The sequence below is a fragment of the Nitrospira moscoviensis genome (assembly GCF_001273775.1).
GTDB lineage: Bacteria > Nitrospirota > Nitrospiria > Nitrospirales > Nitrospiraceae > Nitrospira_D > Nitrospira_D moscoviensis.
This window is the reverse complement of sequence record NZ_CP011801.1, coordinates 212,806-235,390: the sequence shown is the minus strand read 5'-3', so window position 1 is coordinate 235,390 and position 22,585 is coordinate 212,806. Positions and strand designations below refer to the sequence as shown.

At 61.6% G+C, this 22,585-nt stretch carries 24 protein-coding genes; 12 read left to right on the top strand and 12 right to left on the bottom strand.

What is annotated here, in order from left to right:
• Positions 1 to 8 precede the first annotated feature (8 nt).
• From NITMOv2_RS01060 to NITMOv2_RS01045, 4 genes are all read left to right on the top strand, one after another.
• On the top strand, positions 9 to 1,235 hold the full coding sequence (locus NITMOv2_RS01060; protein WP_053378129.1) for an FIST signal transduction protein: 1,227 nt from the start codon (positions 9 to 11) through the stop codon (positions 1,233 to 1,235).
• A 144-nt stretch (positions 1,236 to 1,379) separates the two neighbouring features.
• A complete protein-coding gene (locus NITMOv2_RS01055) occupies positions 1,380 to 1,715 on the top strand; it encodes an FKBP-type peptidyl-prolyl cis-trans isomerase (protein ID WP_053381944.1) in 336 nt (111 codons plus the stop codon).
• 3 nt (positions 1,716 to 1,718) lie between these two features.
• Positions 1,719 to 2,822, top strand: a complete 1,104-nt coding sequence (gene gcvT, locus NITMOv2_RS01050; protein WP_053378128.1) for a glycine cleavage system aminomethyltransferase GcvT — start codon at positions 1,719 to 1,721, stop codon at positions 2,820 to 2,822.
• Between the two features lie 82 nt (positions 2,823 to 2,904).
• Positions 2,905 to 3,420: an NUDIX domain-containing protein gene (locus NITMOv2_RS01045; protein WP_053378127.1), complete on the top strand. Its 516-nt coding sequence runs from the start codon at positions 2,905 to 2,907 to the stop codon at positions 3,418 to 3,420.
• Between the two features lie 75 nt (positions 3,421 to 3,495).
• Here the strand turns inward: NITMOv2_RS01045 and NITMOv2_RS01040 are convergent, their stop codons facing one another.
• On the bottom strand, positions 3,496 to 3,723 hold the full coding sequence (locus tag NITMOv2_RS01040) for a hypothetical protein (protein ID WP_053378126.1): 228 nt from the start codon (positions 3,721 to 3,723) through the stop codon (positions 3,496 to 3,498).
• Between the two features lie 250 nt (positions 3,724 to 3,973).
• On the opposite strand from NITMOv2_RS01040, the gene NITMOv2_RS01035 reads away from it, so the two are divergent.
• From NITMOv2_RS01035 to NITMOv2_RS01025, 3 genes are all read left to right on the top strand, one after another.
• Positions 3,974 to 4,474 (top strand): mismatch-specific DNA-glycosylase, encoded by a 501-nt coding sequence (locus NITMOv2_RS01035; RefSeq protein ID WP_238590430.1) that lies wholly within the window; start codon positions 3,974 to 3,976, stop codon positions 4,472 to 4,474.
• 194 nt (positions 4,475 to 4,668) lie between these two features.
• On the top strand, positions 4,669 to 5,304 hold the full coding sequence (locus NITMOv2_RS01030) for a hypothetical protein (protein WP_145976126.1): 636 nt from the start codon (positions 4,669 to 4,671) through the stop codon (positions 5,302 to 5,304).
• Between the two features lie 103 nt (positions 5,305 to 5,407).
• A complete protein-coding gene (locus NITMOv2_RS01025) occupies positions 5,408 to 6,187 on the top strand; it encodes an enoyl-ACP reductase FabI (protein ID WP_053378123.1) in 780 nt (259 codons plus the stop codon).
• A 59-nt stretch (positions 6,188 to 6,246) separates the two neighbouring features.
• Here the strand turns inward: NITMOv2_RS01025 and arfB are convergent, their stop codons facing one another.
• The 7 genes from arfB to gcvP form a co-directional block, all read right to left on the bottom strand.
• Entirely contained in the window at positions 6,247 to 6,657 is a 411-nt protein-coding gene (arfB, locus tag NITMOv2_RS01020) for an alternative ribosome rescue aminoacyl-tRNA hydrolase ArfB (protein ID WP_053381943.1), read from the bottom strand.
• A gap of 20 nt (positions 6,658 to 6,677) precedes the next feature.
• Positions 6,678 to 7,094, bottom strand: a complete 417-nt coding sequence (locus NITMOv2_RS23205; protein ID WP_145976125.1) for a hypothetical protein — start codon at positions 7,092 to 7,094, stop codon at positions 6,678 to 6,680.
• A gap of 20 nt (positions 7,095 to 7,114) precedes the next feature.
• Positions 7,115 to 7,564: a nucleotidyltransferase domain-containing protein gene (locus tag NITMOv2_RS24850; RefSeq protein ID WP_145976124.1), complete on the bottom strand. Its 450-nt coding sequence runs from the start codon at positions 7,562 to 7,564 to the stop codon at positions 7,115 to 7,117.
• 455 nt (positions 7,565 to 8,019) lie between these two features.
• A complete protein-coding gene (locus NITMOv2_RS01015; protein ID WP_053378122.1) occupies positions 8,020 to 8,244 on the bottom strand; it encodes a hypothetical protein in 225 nt (74 codons plus the stop codon).
• A 107-nt stretch (positions 8,245 to 8,351) separates the two neighbouring features.
• Positions 8,352 to 9,662, bottom strand: coding sequence for an aminotransferase class V-fold PLP-dependent enzyme (locus NITMOv2_RS01010; RefSeq protein WP_053378121.1), 1,311 nt, complete (start codon positions 9,660 to 9,662; stop codon positions 8,352 to 8,354).
• A gap of 86 nt (positions 9,663 to 9,748) precedes the next feature.
• Positions 9,749 to 10,228, bottom strand: a complete 480-nt coding sequence (locus NITMOv2_RS01005) for a hypothetical protein (RefSeq protein ID WP_145976123.1) — start codon at positions 10,226 to 10,228, stop codon at positions 9,749 to 9,751.
• A 104-nt stretch (positions 10,229 to 10,332) separates the two neighbouring features.
• A complete protein-coding gene (gene gcvP, locus NITMOv2_RS01000) occupies positions 10,333 to 13,221 on the bottom strand; it encodes an aminomethyl-transferring glycine dehydrogenase (RefSeq protein WP_053378119.1) in 2,889 nt (962 codons plus the stop codon).
• A gap of 291 nt (positions 13,222 to 13,512) precedes the next feature.
• Here gcvP and NITMOv2_RS00995 point away from each other — a divergent pair, with 291 nt between their 5' ends.
• The 4 genes from NITMOv2_RS00995 (at position 13,513) to NITMOv2_RS00980 (ending at position 17,889) form a co-directional block, all read left to right on the top strand.
• Positions 13,513 to 14,082 (top strand): hypothetical protein, encoded by a 570-nt coding sequence (locus NITMOv2_RS00995; protein WP_053378118.1) that lies wholly within the window; start codon positions 13,513 to 13,515, stop codon positions 14,080 to 14,082.
• Between the two features lie 104 nt (positions 14,083 to 14,186).
• The gene (locus tag NITMOv2_RS00990) at positions 14,187 to 14,858 is read left to right on the top strand and encodes a response regulator (protein ID WP_053378117.1); all 672 of its coding nucleotides are present in this window, start codon (positions 14,187 to 14,189) and stop codon (positions 14,856 to 14,858) included.
• A complete protein-coding gene (locus NITMOv2_RS00985; protein WP_053378116.1) occupies positions 14,858 to 16,261 on the top strand; it encodes a sensor histidine kinase in 1,404 nt (467 codons plus the stop codon). Before NITMOv2_RS00990 ends, NITMOv2_RS00985 begins: the two co-directional genes overlap by 1 nt.
• 149 nt (positions 16,262 to 16,410) lie before the next feature.
• A complete protein-coding gene (locus NITMOv2_RS00980) occupies positions 16,411 to 17,889 on the top strand; it encodes a DegQ family serine endoprotease (RefSeq protein WP_083447648.1) in 1,479 nt (492 codons plus the stop codon).
• A gap of 75 nt (positions 17,890 to 17,964) precedes the next feature.
• On the opposite strand, the gene purU is transcribed toward NITMOv2_RS00980, so the two are convergent.
• A complete protein-coding gene (purU, locus tag NITMOv2_RS00975) occupies positions 17,965 to 18,828 on the bottom strand; it encodes a formyltetrahydrofolate deformylase (RefSeq protein WP_053381942.1) in 864 nt (287 codons plus the stop codon).
• 68 nt (positions 18,829 to 18,896) lie between these two features.
• Positions 18,897 to 20,384 carry a 30S ribosomal protein S12 methylthiotransferase RimO gene (rimO, locus tag NITMOv2_RS00970; RefSeq protein WP_053378114.1) on the bottom strand — a complete coding sequence of 496 codons (1,488 nt, stop codon included), beginning with the start codon at positions 20,382 to 20,384 and terminating at the stop codon, positions 18,897 to 18,899.
• 86 nt (positions 20,385 to 20,470) lie between these two features.
• Between rimO and NITMOv2_RS00965 the strand changes: the two genes are divergently transcribed.
• A complete protein-coding gene (locus tag NITMOv2_RS00965; RefSeq protein ID WP_053381941.1) occupies positions 20,471 to 21,010 on the top strand; it encodes a gamma carbonic anhydrase family protein in 540 nt (179 codons plus the stop codon).
• A gap of 9 nt (positions 21,011 to 21,019) precedes the next feature.
• Here NITMOv2_RS00965 and NITMOv2_RS00960 read toward each other — a convergent pair whose 3' ends face one another.
• The gene (locus tag NITMOv2_RS00960) at positions 21,020 to 21,718 is read right to left on the bottom strand and encodes a class I SAM-dependent methyltransferase (RefSeq protein WP_053378113.1); all 699 of its coding nucleotides are present in this window, start codon (positions 21,716 to 21,718) and stop codon (positions 21,020 to 21,022) included.
• Positions 21,715 to 22,575, bottom strand: a complete 861-nt coding sequence (locus NITMOv2_RS00955) for a M28 family peptidase (protein ID WP_053378112.1) — start codon at positions 22,573 to 22,575, stop codon at positions 21,715 to 21,717. Before NITMOv2_RS00955 ends, NITMOv2_RS00960 begins: the two co-directional genes overlap by 4 nt.
• Between the last annotated feature and the right edge of the window lie 10 nt (positions 22,576 to 22,585).

Sequence of the window (22,585 nt, the reverse complement as noted above, 5' to 3'; positions counted from 1 at the left end):
TCGCGCTCATGCCTAGCCTTTCTTCCACCTCATCCCGGCCGACGACCGGTTTTCACTTTGCCGCCTCCCTTTCACGGAAAACCGACACCGAAGCGGCCGCGCGGGACCTCGCCGACGACATTCAAGCGAAGCTCAACGCCTCACCGTCTGATCTGGCCTGCTTGTTTTTTTCCTCCCATCACCGCGGGCAGGTCTCCTTACTGTCGGAGATCCTCGTCGAACGACTTCGCCCGCGCCTGATGATCGGATGCAGCGGAGAGGGAGTGATCGCCGGTCCGGAGGAGTTGGAAACCGCCCCGGCGGTGGCGCTCTGGACAGCCTGTCTCCCGGCTGTCACGGTCGAGCCGGTGCGGCTGACCTTTTCGCCGGCGCAGGATCGATTCGATTTAGCCGGATGGCCGGATCCCGATGTACCGGATGCCTCCTTTCTTCTGCTGGCCGATCCTTTCACGACGCCGATGCAGGAAGTCCTCACGATGCTCAATCACCGCTATCCGGGAACCCCGGCTGTCGGGGGCTTGGCCGGAGGCGGACAGGATGCCGGAGAAAATCGCCTGATCCTCCAGGAAGAGGTTTTCGAGGACGGCTTGGTCGGCGCGCGTCTGTCCGGTCCGTTGGACGTTCGTCCGATCATCTCCCAGGGCTGCCGCCCCATCGGTGAGCGCTATGTGGTGACCAAAGCCGAGCACAACCTCATTCACGAATTGAGCGGCGCGCCCGCCCTCCAACGCCTGCAAGCCGTCTACGAGTCGTTGGGAAGCGAGGACCGGCGCCGGGCGCATCGCGCGCTCCACATCGGCATCGTCATCGACGAGCAGCGAAATCACTTTGAGCGGGGAGATTTCCTCGTGCGTAACCTGGTCGGGGCCGACCAGGCGACCGGAGCGGTCGCCATCGGCGATATCGTGCAGGAAGGGCAGACGGTACAGTTCCATTTGCGCGACGCGCAGTCCGCCAGCGAAGACCTGAATCTCCTCCTCGCCGCGGACCGCGCCCATCATCGTAATCCGCCGCTCGGGGCCCTGATGTTCAGTTGCTGCGGGCGCGGCCAGGGGTTGTTCGGGCGGTTGCACCACGACTCGGAGACGGCCGCGGAGCGGTTGGGCACGATTCCGCTGGCCGGTTTTTTTGCCCAGGGTGAAATCGGCCCGGTCGGCGGACGGAATTTTCTCCACGGGTATACGGCCAGTTTGGCCATTTTCGCGGAGCGGCCGACCGGCACGATTCACCACTAGGCGGGCTCGCGGTCTCAAGCGTTGCACCAGGGAGTAGCCATGACACGTTGTATAGGCCGACTCATGATCACGATCACGCTGATCGGCATACCGGCGGCGGGATGGGGAGGGAATGTGGCAGAAGCGGACAAGAGCGCACAGGAAATCACGACCGCGTCGGGGTTGAAGTATGTCGACCAGGTGATCGGCACCGGAGAAGCGGCCGTCGCGGGCAAAACCGCCACCGTGCACTACACCGGCTGGCTGACCAACGGCCAACAATTCGACAGCTCCGTCGACCGAGGCCAGCCCTTCTCATTTCCCCTGGGAGCCGGGCGCGTCATCAAGGGATGGGATGAAGGCGTGCAGGGAATGAAAGTCGGCGGCAAGCGGAAGCTCACCGTTCCGGCGGAGCTGGGCTACGGCGCACGAGGAGCAGGCGGGGTGATTCCTCCCCACGCCACGTTGATTTTTGACGTCGAACTGCTCGGCCTGCGGTAGCGCATGCTGCAGACGCCGCTGATCAGACAGCATCGGACAGCCGGCGCCAAGCTGGTCGAGTTTGCCGGATGGGAAATGCCCATCCAGTACAGCGGCGTGGTCGACGAATACCATGCCGTCCGTTCCCAGGCCGGCCTCTTCGATGTCAGCCACATGGGGCGCGTGCTGGTCGCGGGATCCGGCGCAGCGGCGTTTCTCCAACGCACCACGACCAACGATATCGGCAAGCTCGCCGTCGGCCAAGCCCAGTATTCCATGGTCTGCAACGAACGCGGCGGCATCAAGGACGATATCTTCGTCTACCGCCGCACCGCCGACGACTATCTGCTCTGCGTCAACGCCTCCAACCGCGGGAAGATCGTGGCCTGGCTGCTCGAGCAGCGCTCGGGGGGCGGCACGGTCGTCCTCGAAGATCAATCGGACGCCCTCGCGCAACTCGCGCTACAGGGTCCCCGGTCGCGTGAGATTCTCGCCTCGCTCGGAGCTTCCGAAGCCGCGAGCCTCAAGCTGCATCGGTCCTGCGATGCGAAGGTGGCCTCGATCCCCGTGTTGATCGCCAGAACAGGCTACACCGGCGAATTGGGTTTCGAGCTTTATGTCGCGGCCGATCAGGCGGCCTCCTTGTGGGAACGCCTCATGGAGCAAGGTCGCACCTCAGGGCTGAAGCCGGCCGGGCTGGGAGCCAGAGACTTGCTGCGACTGGAGATGGGCTATTTGCTCTACGGTAACGATATCGGCGAAGAGACGACTCCGCTGGAAGCGGGCGTGGAGTGGACGGTGGATTTTTCCAAAGGGGAGTTCATCGGACGGGCCGCTCTTCAAGAACAGAACGAGCGCGGGGTCCCGCGGCGTTTCGTCGGAGTGGAGTTGCTCGAAAAGGCCGTCCCGCGCCACGGATATAAGATTCTTGACCGGAACCAAGCCGAACCGATCGGAGAAATCACCAGCGGCAACCTCTCGCCGCTCCTCCAAAAAGGGATCGGGCTGGGCTATGTCCCATCCCCCTATGCTCAACCAGGCACCGTCCTCAGAATCGACATCCGCGGCAAAACCCTTCCGGCCCAGGTCGTCAAGACACCGTTCTATAAAAAACCCACGAGCGTATAGCTGATGGCTGAGAGCACGAACACCATCGGAATCTTTTTGTTGTTTGTGCTATCGGCTATAAGCCGTTAGTCGTCGGCTCTTCATGATCAGAAATATCTACAACGGCCGCGTCGTGACGCTGAACATCGAGACCGTACAGCTGCCCAACGGCGTGACGGTGGATCTGGAAACGATCCGCCATCCCGGCGCGGCGGCGGTGGTCCCGGTGAAGGACGACGGTACGGTCGTGTTGATCCGCCAGTTCCGCCATGCGGCCGGTGGCTTCATCTATGAAATCCCGGCCGGCAAGCTGAATCCCGGCGAGGACCCGCTCCACTGTGCGTCCCGAGAACTGGAGGAAGAAGTGGGCTATCGAGCCGCGTCCTTCGTCCTGCTCACCAGCATCTTCACGGCGCCGGGCTTCGCCGACGAAGTCATCCATATTTATCAAGCCACCGGCTTGACGAAGGGACGACAACAACTGGATCGGGATGAGGTCCTGGAGGTGGTCGAAATGCCGTTGGCCGAAGCGGTCAGGAAGATAGCGGAGGGAACGATTCGAGACGCCAAGACGATCGTCGGTGTGCAGGCGGCCTATCTTCGGGGAATCGCTCGGTAGGGGAACCGCCCAAGAGGTCCCCCGCAGGACGCGGGGAACCTCTCAAGCCAGCTAAGCCTCGCCAATGGACGGAAGTTACTTGCCCTTCTCGTCCTTCTTCTTCTCGTCCTTCTTCTCGCCGAAGGTGTCGGCATGGCCGCCCTTCTTCTCGTCCTTCTTGTCCTTCTTCTCCTCACCGTAGACCTGCTCGATGAGCTTTCCGCCGGACTTCTTCTCGTCCTTCTTCTTTTCATCCGCGAAAGAAGGCGCGCTGAAGGAAATCGCCACTGCCACCGCCATGATTGCCATAAGCATGCGCTTCATACGAAGTCACCTCCTTTAAGGTTGGGGATTCACGCCGACCATTCGGCGTTGGCCTCGAGAGTGAGCAAGCTTGGTGCCGACCGACATGCCATTTCAAATCGTTTATCTTTCCATCACTTAGATCGAACTTGCCTTATGTATGGAATTCACTCCTCCCGCGCTTTTCTGTGGCGGAATGGTGAAACCCCCACTAAACTGCCTCAAGCCTATGAAGCGGCGCCGCACCACGTTTGGCCGTCTCCCGGATCACATGAAACCGGGCATGCGGATTCTCTTCGTCGGCATCAACCCGGGGCTGCGTTCGGCCCTTACCGGTCATCATTTTGCGGGCCATTCCAACCGATTTTGGAAACTCTTGTACGAGTCCGGACTGGTCACCGAACCGCTCATGTATCGGGACGATTGGCGGCTGCCTGAATGGCGCCTGGGTCTCACGAATATCATCGCCCGCTGCAGTGCCGGCATTGACACGCTGGAGCCGGCTGAATATCGCCGAGGCCTCAGGAGTCTCCTCCGAAAAATTCGGCGCTATCAACCCCGCCTCGTAGCGTTGCTGGGCGTGACCATCTTTCACATCATTTTCCCAGATGAAGATTACGGGGAACTAGGCAGAACCCGTGCCCGCCTGGCCGGCGTGCCGGTGTTCCTCCTCCCCAATCCCAGTGGGCGCAACGCCCATTACTCCCATGCTCGGATGCTGACCGCCTTTCGGGATCTCCGCCGGGCCGCGGCGCGGTGTTCGCCGCGTTAGCCGGCGGCTATTTACGTATTTCTTTTCATCTGCTCCCCGCTGCACTACAGCGCAATCCCACCCTCGCTTGCCCGAAATGCGGGTGGGAACAGATCGGGGACCTCGACTGCCGACGATGCGGGATCGTCTTTTCCAAATATAAACCGCCGTCTCCGGCCGCAGAACGGTCCCGCTCCGAAAGAGATGTGCGGCGAGTGGATGCGCCTGCCTCGGGCATGATCGCCCGTCTCTTGGCCTGGCTTCCATGGATCTCGCTTCTCGGCACAACGACGGTGCTGACGCTGATTCTTCGCCAGGCCCCGCCGCTCCCGATACAGACCGATCCACAGGCGGCGGAGCGCGTGGCGGAGAAGATGGCTCAGTTACAGCTGGCGATGGAGGGCGGCCTGCCCCGGACGGTGACGCTCAACGAAGCGGAGCTGAATCAGTGGATGCGGGACAATCTCGCCGTCGCCGTAGCCCATCAAGCGCAGCAAGCGGGAATCTCAGTACCGCCCGGCCACGAGGCTACGATTCACGAGGTGCAATCGGCGCTCAAAGACCTCCGGGTCGCGCTCACCGGCCATCAGCTCCGGGCCTACGCGCTCTTTACCTTGTATGGGAGAGATATTTCCCCTGCAACTGGACGGAGAGCTCGAAACGCAGGGCGGCATGCTGCGCCTGAAACCGACGGCGGGAAGCTGGGAACACTACCCATTCCGTCGGCGACCCTGAACCAGGTCGTCCATCAGCTCTTCGACTCACCGCAGAATCGCGACCACTTTCAATTGCCGCCGCAGATCGCATCCATCAGGGTCGAGAATAACCGTTTGGTCATCGCCACCCAGTGAAACGGGCTACGGCTACCTTCTAGAACCGTCCCGCAAATCGTGCTATCTTCAGCGCGCCCTGGAAGGGCTATCCGTCACTCGTCCATATGTCAGGGGAGCGTCTATGTTGTTGAGCGGGAAAAAAGGCCTGGTCATCGGTGTGGCGAACAAACACAGCATCGCCTGGGCCATCGCGCAATCCGTGTCGAACCAGGGGGCTCAGCTCCTCTTCAATTATCAGAATGAGCGCTTGCGGGAGAACGTCGAGGAACTCGTCGCCACCATGCCGGGCGCCAAAGCCTTCCCTTGCGACGTGGGGAACGATGCGGAGATCGCTGCGCTGATGCAGCATGCGCAGAAGGAATTCGGGCGGCTCGACTTTCTCGTTCACTCCGTCGCCTTCGCGCCAAGGGAGGAACTCACCGGTCAATTCGTCAATACGACCCGCCAGGGGTTTGCGATCGCGCTGGATGTGAGCGCCTATTCTCTCGTCGCCGTCACGAAAGCCGCGCTGCCGCTCATGACCGACGGCGGCTCCATCGTCACGCTGACGTACCTGGGCGCCGAACGGGTCGTGCAGCATTACAACGTCATGGGCGTCGCCAAAGCGGCGTTGGAAGCCTCCGTGCGCTATCTGGCGCATGACCTTGGCCCGAAAAACATTCGGGTGAATGCCATCTCCGCGGGACCGATCAAGACGCTCGCCGCCCGCGGTGTATCAGGCATCAGCAAGATGGTGGACCACCACAAAGAATTTGCGCCGCTGCGCCGGGCGACCGAACAGGGAGAGGTAGGGGACACCGCGTTATTCTTGGTCAGTCCCTTGGGCAGGGGCATCACCGGTGAGGTGATTTATGTGGACGGGGGTTATCACATTTTGGGATCACTGGCTTCGATGGAGTAACGTGAAGCGTATCTCGTAAAGCGTGAAGCGCATGAAACTCTACGAGATACGGACAACGGCTACTCAATCGTTCGCCTGAGCGCTTTCAGGCGCCCTCGCTTCGCTTTACTTTCCAGCCGCCGCTGTTTTGAAATCTTGGTCGGCTTCGTGGGTTTTCGTTTTTTCCGGGGAATCGCCACGCTTTGAATCAGGCTGCGCAGCCGTTCCAGCGCGTCTTCCCGATTCCGCTCCTGGGTCCGATGCTGTTGCGCCTTGATCGTGATGATGCCGTCGGCCGAAATCCGATGATCCTTCAGCTTAAGCAGCTCTTCTTTGTAGAACGGAGGCAACGAGGACGCGCGGATATCGAATTGGAGATGGGCGGCCGTTGCGACTTTGTTGACATTCTGCCCGCCGGCCCCCTGGGATCGGACGGCATGAATGTCTATTTCGGAATCGGGAATGGTAACGTGAGACGATATGTGCAGCATCGAGAGCATCTACAAGGGAACTACATATCAGACTGACAATCTTCCCAATTCCCATAGGCTTTTCCGTTCCGAGGAGAGATGAAAGCAAAATCCAGCGCGTTTGGGGAGCTACTTTTGGGGCCACTTTTGACAATTATGCAACCGTGCAATACACCAAAGCTGGCATAAAAGTCTCCGTCAAAATCAGACTTCATGAAAGTGATTCCTGTGTCGGGCTGTCCGATACCGTCAATTGAAATATGTAGCGTCTTTCCAATTTTATATTCGCATTTGAGAGATTTATCTGCAGCCTGCTCACACCGCCTCTGATTCGACACAAGCTCAAGCGTTGTAGGCTCTCCTTGCACAGAGTCAACATGCGTCAACAGTAGCAAAAGTATTAAAGACGATAATGCCATGGATGCTTTCCTCTGAAGAACTATGCTGACGTGGTTCATAAATTGTCCTTCTTGCTAATCTAGTCCAATGACGACGTTGACCCTCTTCTTCGAGTAGTAGGGACTCGCGCCCACAGCAATAGGCTGATTTGGCGATCGACGACGATGTCGTCCGTGCCACTTGCCTTTGCTCCAGTGTAATAAGCATATTCATCCGATATTTGACACCATTCCCAGTTCGATATTGAGCCAGATTTGTTCTTCATGCCCCAGGCATTTTCAAAGTGGTCACCGTCTGTAACGACGAGAAAGTCGATGTCGGATCTGTGATATTCAGGACAGCTTCTAAGATAAGCCAATACAGCTGGACTTCCGAAGGCGAGAAGATCCCAATCCGAATCTGGCTTCGCTGTGCCGTTCGCTCTGGAACCAATGAGCCATATTGACTGCAAACCATCGCATGCCGCTGTCAAAAGCTTTATAAAGTTTCCGATACTGTCGCTACTTGATGACTCGGCTTCCCGTACCATAAGACACGGCTCTATGACACAGCTCTTGCTTTTTCTTGCAGCGCCCTGTCCATGGCCGGACAAACTACACTCCTCGATCTCGTACCATTAGGCCTTCATAATGCCCCATAATAAATAAATCAGACGCCGAAAGTCTCATGCTGAAGTAACCATGGGAAGCAGAAAAGCCTGGAAGGTAAGGCTATCGAAAGCAGCGCCGCGGCGTACCGTGCCTTATGATGTCGTCACGGCAGCTTAAGCGGTCATTTCAGGGGCAGCTCTTAAGCGACTGCGGTTCCGTTCGATATTGTGGTGTGTGTATGTGTGGGTGACTCGGCAAGTCGGTGAACGGTCTCACCCGCCCGCCTGACCGCGCCAGACGCTATCTGTCACCGGGCGAGCGCAACGAGAGGGCCCCCGCCGGGAGATGAGCGGAGCAGGACGGTCGGGCTGTTCGTCGAGATAGGACCCGAAGCTTACTGCAGCTCCGGCACGCGATCAATGATGCGGAGTTTCACGTCGTCGCCGAGCTGGATTTGCACCATTTTGGTCGAAAGGCTTTGCCGGATGTGGAAGACGTCCTGCGCGGTGAACTGGAGCTGGCCGCCGCACCGTTCGACGAGATGATACAGCAGCAGCGTGGTGAGATACTGGACCTCGTCGTCGCTGGCATGTTGGCTGAAGTTGAGAATCTGAGGCATCGCCGGTTAGCTCTTCGTTGCGAGGCCTACTTATCGCCGAACCGGCACAGAGAGAACAATGCCCCAAAGGAAGGGGGTTGGGCGTGACAAAATTGAACACCGGCTCCTTACGCTGACAGCTCCTGCACCCTCGCCAATGTCCGGTCGATTTCTTCCGGCGTATTGAAGACGCCGGCCGCCAGCCTGGCGTATTGCGTCGCGTAGGGTGTCACGCTGCCGACGATCCCGCGCTGCCGAAGTTTCTCCACCGCCTGACGGGGCGTGAGCCCCGCCACTTCGAAACAAACGATTCCGGCGGAGAGCTCCTGCGACAGCGGCGTGTGCAGGATGATGTGTTTCATCGCGGCGAGGCCCTGCTTCAGTTGCCGGCTCAATTCGGCGATGCGCTCCGTCACCCGCTGCCTGCCGATCGCCTCATGGAACGCGAACGCTTCGTCGAGCGCCCAGCGGTGTTCGAAAGAATGAAAGCCGCCGGGAGTCAGATAGACGGGCTGGGGCAGCGGCTTGGGCGGGTAAAGCTGCATCCACTGGTCATAGGCTTCGGTGTTGAAGGTCGGAATGATCGCGTTCGCGATCGGCCATGCGCGGGGATGGCCCCAGACCAAACCGGTTCCGCGCGGACCGAACATCCATTTGTGCGTCCCGGCGATCAGAAAGTCACAGCCGACCTCGTGTACCTTGAAGTCTTCCACGCCCAGCGCGTGGACGCCGTCGACGCACAAGAGCGCGCGGTCCTTCTCGTCACGATTGCGATTGATCTGCGCGATGGCGCGGGCCATGTCCGCGATCGGCAGCTTGAGCCCGGTGCCCGAATGCACCCAGGTCACGGCGACGATCCGGGTCTCGGGTCTGATCTGTTTGACCAGGCGCTCGATGAGTTGGTCGCGGGACGCCGTGTAGGCCGTCTCATACAGCGTCACCTTGCGCACCGTGGCGCCGGTCCGTTCGGCGCGCAGACGCAGCGACATGTCGGTGGAGTAATGGTCATGGGTAGTCGTCAGGATTTCCTGCCTCGGCCGAAGATCCAGGCCTCCGTACAGCAGCCCCAATCCCATCGTGGTGCTGTCGGTGAGCGCGATCTCCGTCGGCTCGGCCCCCAGATAGCGCGCCGCCGCCCGCAAGACGCTCGCTTCCTGTTTTTCTTCGTGGTCCAGCCAGTAGCCGAGCGGGTCCGCATCCAAGCCGGCGCGATGCCGCTCGATGGCGCGGCGCACCGGGGTCGGATGCGAGGCCAAAAAGAAGCCGGCGAGATGGATCAATTCCGGCGACAGAGGAAACTGGGCTTTGACTGTCTTCCAGTCGTCGAAGCGGACGGCGGGGTCGGCGGCCACGGTGTCAGGCAGGCCGCGCGCAAGCGCGGCCGCGCCCAGCGCCAGCCCGGTCCGGACGAGAAACTGACGCCGATCGATGCCCTGCATACGCGTCCTCCTCTCCCTGTCAGGCGCTGACTTCCACTCTACTGCCGGAATGAAACGAGCGGCAAGGAGGGTCGATCAGAGTCGCGTTACTGCGGCGCGGGGAATTCCGTGGAGTCGGCCAACTCGTCGAGCACTCGATCGGCATGGCCGGAGTCGGTATGCGGGCTGCCGAGAAAAAACAACACCGCCTGATCCGGTCCCATCACGGCCAGCGCGCGTCCGGAAAGGGACCCGGATTCATAGGAGGCGGTCAACCGGTTTCCCTTCTTCGCGACGGTTCCTGTCGGCTCGAAGACGAGATCGTGTGTCAGCGGCTGTGGTTCGGCCAGCAACTCCGTGAGCTGCTCTTCGGTCATATGGAGGAGCATGAAGACCATGATGAACCCAGCGCCGGAGTCGGACACGGCCACGATGGTCTCAGAGTCATCGGGTCGTTGTGCTTGCCAGCCGGCGGGGATCACGAAGGAGGCGCGGCCTTGGGGAATCAGGAGCCGGGTCCCGGGCCCGTAAGACTGGCCGGGCTGTCCCTCCACGGCTGGGCTGGAATCGGCCGTTGCGACGGGCACTACATCTGCCGCAACGGAAGCGAGGCAACACCAGAGGCTCAGGAAGAAAGAGCCGGCTTGTAACCCCAAGAGACGCGGCATGTATAGGGGGGACGAGTGTGATGCTAAGACTGGTAGCTCTCCATCGGAGGACAACTACAGACGAGATGGCGATCGCCATAGGCTTCGTCGATCCGGCCCACGCTCGGCCAGAACTTGTTTTGGCGCACCCATGGAGCGGGAAAGGCCGCCTGTTCTCGGCTGTAGGGACGCTCCCATTCGTTCGCCGTCACGGCGGAGGCGGTATGGGGCGCGTTCTTGAGCAGATTGTTCGTCCTCGGCTGGCGCCCCTCGGCAATGTCTTGAATCTCGGCACGGATCGAGATCAGCGCCTCGCACAACCGGTCCAACTCGCCCTTGGCTTCACTCTCCGTCGGCTCGATCATCAACGTGCCGGCCACGGGAAAGGACACTGTCGGCGCATGGAAGCCGTAGTCCATCAAGCGTTTCGCCACATCCATCGCTTCGACCCCGGCGCTTTCTTTGAACGGCCGGAGATCCAGAATGAATTCGTGGGCCACCAGGCCACTGGTGCCGGTGTAGAGGATGGGATAATGCTTTTCCAACCGCTTGGCCATGTAATTGGCGTTGAGAATCGCCACCTGCGTGGCCTTCGTCAAGCCGTCCCGGCCCATCAGGGCGATGTAGACCCAGGAGATCGGCAGGATGCTGGGGCTGCCATAGGGAGCGGCGGACACCGGGCCGATCGCTTCCGGGCCGCCCAGCTGGGTAACGGGATGGCCCGGTAGAAAAGGCGTCAGGTGCCGCGCGACGCCGATGGGCCCCATGCCCGGGCCGCCGCCGCCGTGCGGGATACAAAACGTTTTATGCAAGTTGAGATGGCAGACGTCGGCGCCGATGTCGCCCGGGCGGCAAAGCCCGACTTGCGCGTTCATGTTGGCGCCGTCCATATAAATCTGTCCCCCGTGCGTGTGCACGATCTGGCACATCCGGCGGACACCCGGTTCAAACACCCCATGCGTCGAGGGGTAGGTGAGCATCAAGGTCGAGAGCCGGTCCCGGTGCTCGGCCGCCTTCGCTTCGAGATCGGCCAGATCGACGTTGCCGTGCCGGTCGCAGGCGACGGGCACCACGGTCATACCGGCCATGGCGGCGCTGGCGGGATTGGTACCGTGCGCCGAGACCGGAATCAAACAGACATCCCGATGGCCTTCCCCCTGCGCGCGATGATAGGCGCGAATGACCATGAGCCCCGCATACTCCCCCTGCGATCCCGCGTTCGGTTGCAGGGAAATCGCGGCGAAGCCCGTAATCTCCGCCAGCCAGGCTTCCAGCTGCCGGAATAGTTCCTGATAGCCGCGTGTCTGTTCAGCCGGCGCAAACGGATGCAGCGAGGCGAACTCCGGCCACGTGACCGGCAGCATCTCCGACGTCGCATTCAGCTTCATGGTGCAGGAGCCGAGGGGGATCATCGAGTGGACCAAAGACAAATCTTTGGCCTGCAGGCGGTGCAGATACCGGAGCATCTCATGTTCCGAGTGATACCGGTTGAACACGTCATGCGTGAGATACGCGCTCGTCCGCGCCAGCGAGGGGGGATAGTCGAGCGCGACCGCCGCTGTCAGATCCTGCACGGTGAACGAGATCCGATCGTGGCCCACAAAAATCTCCCACAAGCGGCGGACCTCGTCCGGGGAACTGGTCTCATCGAGCGACAGGCCGATGGACCCGTCTTCGTGGCGCCGCAGGTTCATGCGTTGCTCGTCCGCCCGGGCCAGAATCTGCTCAGCTTGGGCGCGGGGGACCGGCACGCGGATCGTATCGAAAAAGAGCTTCGGCGCCACGTCGAAGCCCAATCGCCGCAGCCCTTCGGCGAGCACCAATGTCAACCCGCGCACCCGTTCGGCAATGCGCCGGAGACCGTTCGGACCGTGGTACACGGCATACATGCCGGCCATGATCGCCAACAGCACCTGGGCCGTGCAGATATTGCTGGTTGCTTTTTCGCGGCGAATGTGTTGTTCCCTCGTTTGCAGCGCCAGGCGGCAGGCGGGCTTCCCCGTCACATCTCTTGACACGCCCACGATCCGGCCGGGCATTTGCCGTTTGTACTCTTCTTTGGTCGCCAGAAACGCCGCGTGCGGTCCGCCGAATCCCACCGGCACGCCGAAGCGCTGGGACGAGCCGACGGCGATATCGGCGCCTGATTCGCCGGGCGAGCGGAGCAGCGTGAGCGCGAGCAGATCGGTCGCCACCACCACCAGCACGCCGGCGTGATGCGCCTGCTCGACCAGCGCGCTGTAGTCCCCGACATAGCCGTCCGTAGCCGGATACTGCAGCAGCAGTCCGCAGAGCCGCCCGTCACGGACATCGAGGGTCCTCGTCATGCCGACGCGGATCGTCAGACCGAGCGGCTCCGCCCGGGTCTGCATCACGGCGATCGTCTGCGGATGGCAATCTTGAGAGACAAAGAATTCCTTCCGTTCCTGGCCGGCGGCGCGGACGATCGTGTGGCACATGGCCATCGCTTCCGCCGCCGCCGTGGCTTCGTCCAACAAAGAGGCGTTGGCGAGGGGCAGGCCGGTCAGATCGGCGACCATCGTTTGGAAGTTGACCAGCGCTTCCAGCCGGCCTTGGGCGATTTCCGCTTGATAGGGCGTGTACTGCGTATACCATCCCGGATTTTCCAGGATGTTGCGCTGGATGACCGGAGGCGTCACGCAATCGTAGTAGCCCATCCCGATCAACGAGCGATATACGCGGTTCGCCGAAGCCAGACGTTTCAGCTCGTCCAGCACCTCCTTCTCGCCCCGGTTCAAGGAAAGATCAAGGGGGCGGCGGAAACGGATGTCGGCCGGCACGGTGGCATCCGCCAGCGCATCCAGCGAAGGCAAGCCGAGCACAGCCAACATCTCCTGGATGTCGTCTTCGCGGGGCCCGAGATGCCGGTGGACAAAACGATCGGAGGGGTCGAGAAAATTCCGCTGTGTCATATGACAAGTGTATCGCCTGGAGGCGTCGGCTGAGAAGTGACTGTCACTCAGCGGCAAGGGTAGCACGGCAGCGAGCCTTTTCCAAGATCGTTGTGGCAGACAGGCGGAGGGCGCCGCGAATCGAGCCGGTTTGATTGCATTCCGTTCGTTTTTCGCTATGGTGGGATCGATAATAGCGGCGGAACCGGTCCGCCGTCTTGTATGGCTCTTGCGCACAACACCCGGCCTGAAGAAGCCCCAGCCCGCCCGGCACCGCCGCGAAGGAGATCCGGTCCTGCAGCCGGCCCCGCCATGGCGATTGCCTCCATCATCGTGGCGGTCGTGATCGCCTATGCGGTGTTCGACCAGCGGCTTGCGCCGGGCCACCGATGGGTTCCCTTCGGCACGAGCGGCCCGGCGGCCCCTGACCTCGCGTCCGATCGGCCGCCGGCTCAGAAAGACGCCGACCGTCGGCTCACACGCGAATCCATTGAATTCCTGCTCGACACTCTCGATCAAGCCAGGCGGCGCAAGGACGCGGATGGCCTGCTCCGGCATCTCGCCCCCGAGGCCGTCATCACCGTCCATATCAAGCAGGGAGCCCAGCAACAGCTCGTGACCTTAACGCGCGAGGAATATCGGACCGCCCTGAACATGGGATTCGCCTTTCCGAGCGCGAACGATTATACCCGTGTCAGCACCCACATCGCGCTGGCGCCCGACGAACGGAGCGCCAAAGTCTCGCTCAAATCCACGGAAACTCTCCGCCATCGGCACCGGGAGCTGAAGATCGAGGGAGAGGAGACGTGGATCATCCGGATGCGCGGCGACAAGCCCCTGATCGTCTCGCTCGAACAAGTGGTGCCGGGCGATTCGACCTAAGCAAGGATCCTCCTTCTCGCCGAGTCCCGATCCCGGTCCCGGGCCCCTCCCGCTGCAGATCCACACATCATGGTTTGATATAATCAACGACCGCCGGAGCCCCCATGCGCGTCCTGGTCATCGAAGACGAAACGAAAGTCGGCTGCTTCATCAAGCGCGCGCTTGAGGAGGAAAGCTACGCCGTCGATCTGTGCGAGGACGGCGCGAAAGGGCTGGAGATGGCGCTGGGCACGAACTACGATCTGCTCGTGGTGGATTTGATGCTGCCCTCCATGCCGGGCCTGGACATCGTCAAGAATCTCCGGCGCGAACGGGTCCAGACGCCGATTTTGATTCTGTCGGCGCAATCCCAGGTCGATCAGCGGGTGAAGGGCCTCGATGCCGGCGCCGACGACTACCTCACGAAGCCGTTCGCCATCGACGAGCTGCTGGCTCGCGTGCGGGCCCTGCTCCGCCGCGGGGCCACCGAAAGCCCCGGCATCCTCCAGGTGGACGACTTGATGCTGAATCCGGCGACCCGCGAGGTCACGCGCGGCGGGCAGCGCATCGACCTCACGCTCAAGGAGTACGCCTTGCTGGAATACCTGATGCGCCACACGGGACGGGTGCTGACCAGGCCGATGATCTCCGAACATGTCTGGAACCACGACTTCGACACGTTCACCAACGTCATCGACGTCTACGTCAATTATCTGCGCAACAAGATCGACCGCGGACGCCCGCGCAAGCTCATCCATACGATCCGCGGGAGCGGCTACATGCTGAAGGCCGACTGATGCCTCTGCGCGTCAGGCTCACACTCTGGTACGGCAGCGCGCTGGCGACTGTCCTGATCATCTTTTCGATCGTGCTCTATGCCATCACGGCGCGCAATCTCCGCGACGCCGTGGATCAATCTCTCGAGGAAACCGCCGCGACCGCGGTGCGCTCGCTGGAGGACCGCGGATTCCTCCCGCTCATTGACGAGGAGGAATTGCTGTCGCAGTTTCCCGAGCTGGCGCGCATCGACAAGTTCTTTCAAATCTTCAGCCCCTCCGGGACCATCACCATCCGCTCGCCCAATATCAAGCAACATGAAGTGCCGCTCAGCCGCGCCGCGCTCGAAGCCACCTTCAAGGGACAAACGATTTTCGAATCCGCCAAGTATCCGAATGAACCCCCCTTGCGCCTGATTTCCGTGCCCATCATCTACCGCGGGAATCTCCTCTACATCGTCCAGGTCGGGACCTCCATGGAGTCGATCGAGGACACGCTGCGCCGATTTCTCGTCCTGTTGATCGTGGCCATCCCGATCGCCCTGGCCGTGTCCCTGGCCGGGGGCTGGTTTCTGGCGGGCCGCGCCCTGCGCCCGGTGGATACCATCACGCTGGCCGCGCAACGGATCGCCGCCGGCGACTTGAGCCAGCGCTTGTCCGTGCTGGATTCGCCGGACGAGATCGGACGGCTGGCCGGCACGTTCAACGATATGATCGGCCGCCTGGATGCGTCCTTTCGGCAGATCCGCCAGTTCACGAGCGACGCCTCGCACGAGCTGCGGACGCCGTTGACCGTCATGAAGGGCGAAACCGAATTGGTGCTCCGCCGGCCGCGGCCGCTGGAAGATTACCAAACCGTGCTCGAGAGCAATCTCGAGGAAATCGACCGCATGACCCATATCGTCGATGAACTACTGTTCCTCTCGCGCGCCGACATGGGCGAGGTCAAGATGGAGTCCTTGCCCGTGGCGCTGGAGTCGCTCGTCGAGGACATTTACCGACAAGCCACGTTGCTCGGCCAGGATCGGAACGTCGAGGTCGTGCTCGGGACCGTCATGCCGGCCGTCGTGCAAGGCGACGAGTTGCGCCTGCGGGAGCTGCTGCTCAACCTGGTCGAGAACGCCGTCAAATATTCCCATCCGGGCGGCAAGGTGGAAGTCTCGCTGCTGAACGACGGGCAGCAGGCCCGGCTCTCGGTGACGGACCACGGCATCGGCATCGCCAAGGACGATCACAAACGCATCTTCGACCGGTTTTTCCGCACCGACGAGGCCCGCGCGCACACCAAGAAGGGCACGGGTCTCGGCCTCGCCATCTGCGCCTGGATTGCCGAATCGCACAAGGGCCGCGTGGAGGTGCAGAGCGACGTCGGCCAAGGATCTACCTTCACCGTCGTCCTCCCGCTGAGCCGTCCTCCGGCTTAGCGACTTTTAATGCGCCGCTAATCGTATTCTCATTACCGGTTGTTACGTTCCCTCGTAGTTCAAAGCAGAGGGATTCACGAGCCCTCCACGACGGCATCCATCGTTGTATCCACGGTCGGCAGCTTTAACCAGTACCACAAGGAGGCAGTATGTCATCACACCTGCATCGGATGGTCGGTCCAGTGATTGGAATCGGCCTCATGAGCGGCGCCCTGGTCTGGGGCGGCCACTCTCTCAGTGCGTCCGGCGCGGCCGCGGCGGTCGCCTCGCCCGCGGCCGTCACCGCGCCGGCCAATGGCTTTACGGAGGTCGCGAAGCAAGTCACTCCCGCGGTTGTGAACATCACCACCGTCATGACGGAGAAGATTTCCGACGGACAATCCTTGCCCGACGAATTGCGCGAACGCATGGAAGAATTCTTCGGGAAGCCCTTCGGACCCCGAGGTCGGGGGCAGCAGAGTCCCTGGGAACATCGCGGACCCCGGGGAGGCCAAGGATCGGGCGTCATCATCTCCTCGGACGGATACATCCTCACGAACAACCATGTGATCGCAAACGCCCGCGAGGTGAACGTCACTCTGCCGGATAAGCGCGAGTTCAAGGGCAAGATCGTCGGGACCGATCCGAAGACGGATCTCGCCGTCGTGAAAGTCGACGCTCAGAACCTTCCCGTGGTGCCCTGGGGCGATGCGTCCAAGCTCCAGGTCGGAGAGTACGTCTTGGCGGTGGGCAATCCGTTCGGGTTGAACTCGACGGTCACGCTCGGGATCGTGAGCGCCGTCGGCCGCGGCCACATGGGCATCACCCAGTATGAAGACTTCATCCAGACCGACGCCGCCATCAACCCGGGCAACTCCGGGGGCGCGCTGGTCAACACCAAGGGCGAGCTCGTCGGCATCAACACCGCGATCTTCTCCCAGAGCGGCGGGTATCAAGGCGTGGGCTTCGCCGTCTCGGCGACGATGGCCAAGCCGATCTACGAGAGTCTCGTCAAGACCGGCAAGGTCGTCCGCGGCTATCTCGGCATCGGCATCCAGGATCTGAACCAGGACCTGGCCAAGTCGTTCCACATCAAAGATTCCAAGGGCGCGCTGGTCAGCGACGTGAAGGAAGATAGCCCGGCCGATCAGGCCGGCCTCAAGCAGGGCGACGTGATCACCGAATATCAAGGGACGCCGGTCGAGGACGCGGTGGTGCTGCAGCGCCTCGTGACCAGAACCCCGGTCGGCAGCAAGGTGCCGGTGAAAGTGATTCGCGACGGCCGTGAGCGCGAGCTGACGGTGACCGTCGGCGAACAGCCGGACACGACCAGGATCGCCAGGGCGGATTCCAGCGAAGGCGACTATGCGTTCGCCGGCGTGGCGGTTCAAGACCTGGATAAAGACACCGCCAAGGAGCTTGGCCTCAAGGGCAAGCCGCAGGGCGTGGTGGTGACCAAGGTCGAGCCGGACAGCGGCGCTGAAAAGGCGGGGCTCATGCCGGGCGACGTGATCAAAGAGATCAACCGGCAACCCGTCAAGTCGGTGAAGGATTTCGAGAAAGTGTCGTCCGACGTGAAGAAAGGCGACACGGTGTTGATCCTCATCAACCGGCGTGGGAATTCGCTGTTCCTCTCGGCGAAGGTGTAATCCCGCAAGCAAGAAGGGGAGCGGGTCGTCGACCCGCTCCCCTTCTTGGTTCGAACGCGGCGGTTCAACAGCCTGTTAGTCGAACACCACCGTCTTTCTCCCATACACCAGCACCCGGCGCTCGATGTGCCGGCGGACCGCCCTCGCCAGCACGATTTCCTCCAAATCGCGCCCTTTGCGCACCAAATCTTCCACCGTATCGCGATGGCCGATCCGGATCACATCCTGTTCGATGATCGGACCTTCGTCCAAATCCTCCGTCGCATAGTGCGCCGTCGCCCCGATGATCTTGACGCCGCGCTCGTACGCCTGCCGGTAGGGGTTGGCCCCGATAAAGGCGGGCAAAAAGGAATGGTGAATGTTGATGACCGGGCAGCCGACCTGCGCCAGAAAATCCGCGCTCAGAATCTGCATGTAGCGCGCCATCACCACCAATTCCACCTGTTGGGCCTTCAGCAGCGACAGGACTTGCTGCTCCTGCTGCGGCTTGGTTTCTTTCGTCACCGGACAGACCATGAACGGAATCTTGAACAGCTCGGCCCAGCTCGCGCAGGTGTCATGGTTGGAAATGATGAGCGGAATGTCGATCGGCAGCTCGTCGCGCCGCTGACGCTGCAGGAGATCGGCCAAGCAATGGTCCTGTTTGGACACGAGAATGCCGACGCGCGTACGCCGGCTCAAGGGCCGGACTTCATACCGCATGTCGAAGACCTTGGCGACCGGCGCAAAGGCCGCCGGGATGTCGTCAACCGGAATTTGCAGCCCCTCGGTCGCAAATTCCATCCGCATCAGAAAATCGTTCGTCTCTTCGTCGGTATGGTGATCCGAATCGAGAATGTTCCCGCCGAAGTCATGGATGAAGCCGGCCACGCGGGCGACGATACCCTTGCGATCCTTACAGTGAACCAGGAGGACGACGGAATCTTTTTTATGCGCCACGATCACGTCCTGCGAAGAGATGTGGTCGAAATCTCACAGAGGGCGACAGAGCCGCAGTGAGACGCGAATTACTTCAGAATACGCCCCACCAGGTCGTAAGTGCCCGCATCGGTAATCTCGACGTTCACAAATTCGCCCGGTCCGGGGCCGGGCGCGTCCTGGACTTCGTCCTCGTTGAGGTAAACCACGCCATCGATTTCAGGAGCCATCCCTTCATGCCGGCCTTCGAGCAGCCATTCGGTTTCTTCGGACGGCCCTTCGATCATCACCTTCATGTGCGATCCGATTTTGGCGCGGCCTTTGGCCGCCGCGATGCCGTCCTGGATGGCCAGCAGCTCGTTGCGGCGCTCGTCCATGAGCGTGCGATCGACTTTGTCGTCGAACGCGACCGCCGGAGTATCTTCTTCATCGGAATAGAGGAAGACCGCCACCCGGTCGAACTCGGCCTCGCCGACGTAGCGCTTCAGTTCGTCGAAGGCCGCCTCCGTCTCGCCGGGAAATCCCACGATGAACGCGGTCCGGAACGTGACGCCCGGGATCCTGGAGCGGATCCGCTCCACCAGACGCTCGATCGCCGCGCGGTCACCCAGCCGGTGCATCCGCTTCAGCATCCGATCGTTGATATGCTGAAGCGGCATGTCGATGTACTTCGTGATGTTCTCTTCCCCGGCATAGAGATCGAGCAAATCGTCCGTCACTTGCTGCGGATATAAGTAAAACGGCCTGATCCAGCGCAGGTCTTTCACCTTCACCAGCTCGCGCAGCAAGCTCGCCAGCCCTTGTCGCAGGCCCAGATCGACGCCGTAATTGATCGTGTCCTGCGAAATGAGATTGATTTCCTTCACCCCGTCCGCAGCCAACCGCCGCGCTTCCGCCACGATGGATTCGATCGGCCGGCTGCGTTGCTTGCCGCGCATGAGCGGAATCGCGCAGAAGGCGCAATTGCGGTTGCAGCCTTCGGCGATCTTCACATAGGCGCTGTGTGCCTTGCCGAGCCTGATGCGCGGCGCCAGCTCGTCATAGAGATACGGCGGCTGGCTGATCCACAGACGCCGCTGCCGCTTCTTGGGGGCCAGGAGATCTCGGCAAATCTCGGCGATCTTCCCGAACTCGCCGGTCCCGACTACGCCGTCCAGCTCCGGCAGCTCCTTGAGCAGATCGCCTTGATACCGCTGCGCCAGGCAGCCGGCCGCGATGAGCACGCGGCAGGCGCCAGTTTGCTTGAGATGCCCGTGTTCCAGAATCGTATTGATCGACTCCTGCTTGGCTTCTTCGATAAAGCCGCAGGTGTTGATAATGACCACCTCGGCGGTCTTCGGGTCCCCGGTCAGTTGAAACCCTTCGCTCACCAGCGTGCCGAGCATGACTTCGGAATCGACCTGGTTCTTCGAGCAGCCGAGATTCACAAAGCCGATCGTGGTCTTCGCGTGGGGACTGGCTCCAGCCGAAGCCTTCGGCGAAGGCCGGACGTCGGCGAGCTCAGCCGAGCCGTGCCTGCCCCCCTGCGCTAGCACATTGGGCTTCGCACGCCGCGGAATGATGAGCGGTGAAGACATGCAGGGCAGTCTACGGGAGGGTCAAAAAGACTGTCAATGAGACGCGAGACTTGCGCCGGCCCCGCCAACTCGCCTACAGTGCCATCATGATCCGCACGTTCCAGGGTGTCACCCCGACCATCCCACCGTCCTGCTTCATCGCAGACACCGCCGTCCTCATCGGCAATGTGGTCATGGGCGAGGCCTGCAGCGTGTGGTTCAATGCGGTCATCCGGGGCGACGTGCATTACATCCGGATCGGCAGCCGGACCAACGTCCAAGATCTCTGTATGTTGCATGTCACCCATGATACGCATCCGCTCGTCATCGGAAACGACGTGACCATCGGGCACAACGTCGTGCTGCACGGCTGTACGATTCACGATCGCGTCTTGGTCGGCATGGGCGCGATCATCATGGACGGCGCGGTGATCGGCGAGGACTCCATCGTGGGGGCTGGCGCGCTGGTCGTCGAAGGCACGGTCGTCCCGCAGAAGAGCCTGATCCTCGGATCGCCGGCGAGGATCCGGCGTCCCACCACCGAGGCCGAATTGGCCTGGATCAAGGAGTCGGCGGACAACTACGTGAAGTACGCAGGCCAATACATGGTCACTGCCACCCAGGCAAGAACCGGCTTCCGGCTGTGATCATTGGCCCTACCCCTTCCCGACTTTCATGAAACAGAGCGGGTCACCGACGAGCGCTGTGGCGTACTGCCGGCGCTCCACGCGATAGGGAATTCTCCTTCGATGGCACCAGTCCGCAATCCAGATAACTTCTTCCGTCGATGTCGTGACCCACCCGGGCACTTGGAGCTTGGCCAGACACCGATTGACGATCGATTGCACGATCCGGCGTTCGCGCTGGAACTTGACCGGGTCGAACGTGACCGGATCGGCATTGCCGTAGGACAGCGGCGCCAGATGGGGAAACCGCTCCGGATCGTTCAGCACGCTGACCATCCACACATGGTCGAACCGCCCTTGCGCGAGAGACGCATCACTGGCGCGGAAGCGCACCGGCAGGCCCTCACAGGCACGATTCAGCACCGCGACCTCTGCACGCCGGAGATTGTACGGTTCGACCAGTCGCCGACCGTCCAGCGCTTCCGCAAGGAGGCACGGCAGCTCCGCCACGCCGGCGCCGACGTAGAGGCTCCGCCCGCCGACCGGCAATCGTTTCAATAACGCCTCGGCCACCACCGTGCCGAATCTGACGCAGGGCTGGCGCTTCGCCGCCCAGAACTCATCGCCGCCCTCATGGCAATACACCGGCCCCAGCCGCTTGTAATCGAGCCTGCCGAAGATGGAGGCGATCGCCGTCTTTGTGCCGCGGAGTATGCGAGTAGAGTTCATGGATGTTCCATTTTCCCGGCCAGCGCCATCACCGCCGCGGCAATGCCGTCGGCCACCGACGCCATGAAGTCGAGATTCAATGTGTCGAGCCGATCCGTCGGCTGGTGATAATGGGGATTTCGAAAGTTTGCCGTGTCGGTCAGCATGACGGCCGGGAAGCCCTGCTCCCAAAAGGCTGTGTGGTCGCTCCGTCTGGTATCGGGGAGCAGCTCGCCATTGCCCGGTACGATCAGGGGGACGATGGGGAGGCACCGGCTCATCGCCTGCGCAACGGAGCCGGTGAAGGCCTGCGATCGCTCATTGCCGACCACGGCGAGGAAGTTTCCGGTCGTCGGAACCGGAACCGGCACGCCCGGAGGAGTCTGCTGCGAGCCTTCCGCCTGGCTAGCATAGCCGACACATTCCAAGACGATGGCGCCGTCGATGGATTGCCCGCTGGCGGCCAAGTGAGCGGCATACGCCCGGCTGCCCAGCAGGTTCTGCTCTTCCAAACTGAAGGCGATAAACTGGACCGGCCGTTCAAGGGCCAGTCTGCCTACTTGACTCGCGACATCTATCAGCACTGCCAGCGAACTGGCATTGTCGTCGGCGCCCGGCGAGCCGGCGACGGTATCGTAATGGGCGGCCAGGATGAGAGGTTTACCGACGCCGGATGGACCAGAAAGGGTGGCAACGACGTTCTCGTAGGTATCGCCCAGAGCTGGAAATCGATGCCGGGTGACCGTCAACTCAAGAGTCGCGAAGCGCTGGCGCAGATAGTCCGCAGTCTCGCGTAATGCGGCGGGAGAGGCGAGGGGATGCCGCTCCCTGACGAGGCGGTGAAGATCGTGAGTAAAGCGGTCGGCGGCGGCGGGCACGCAGTCGGTT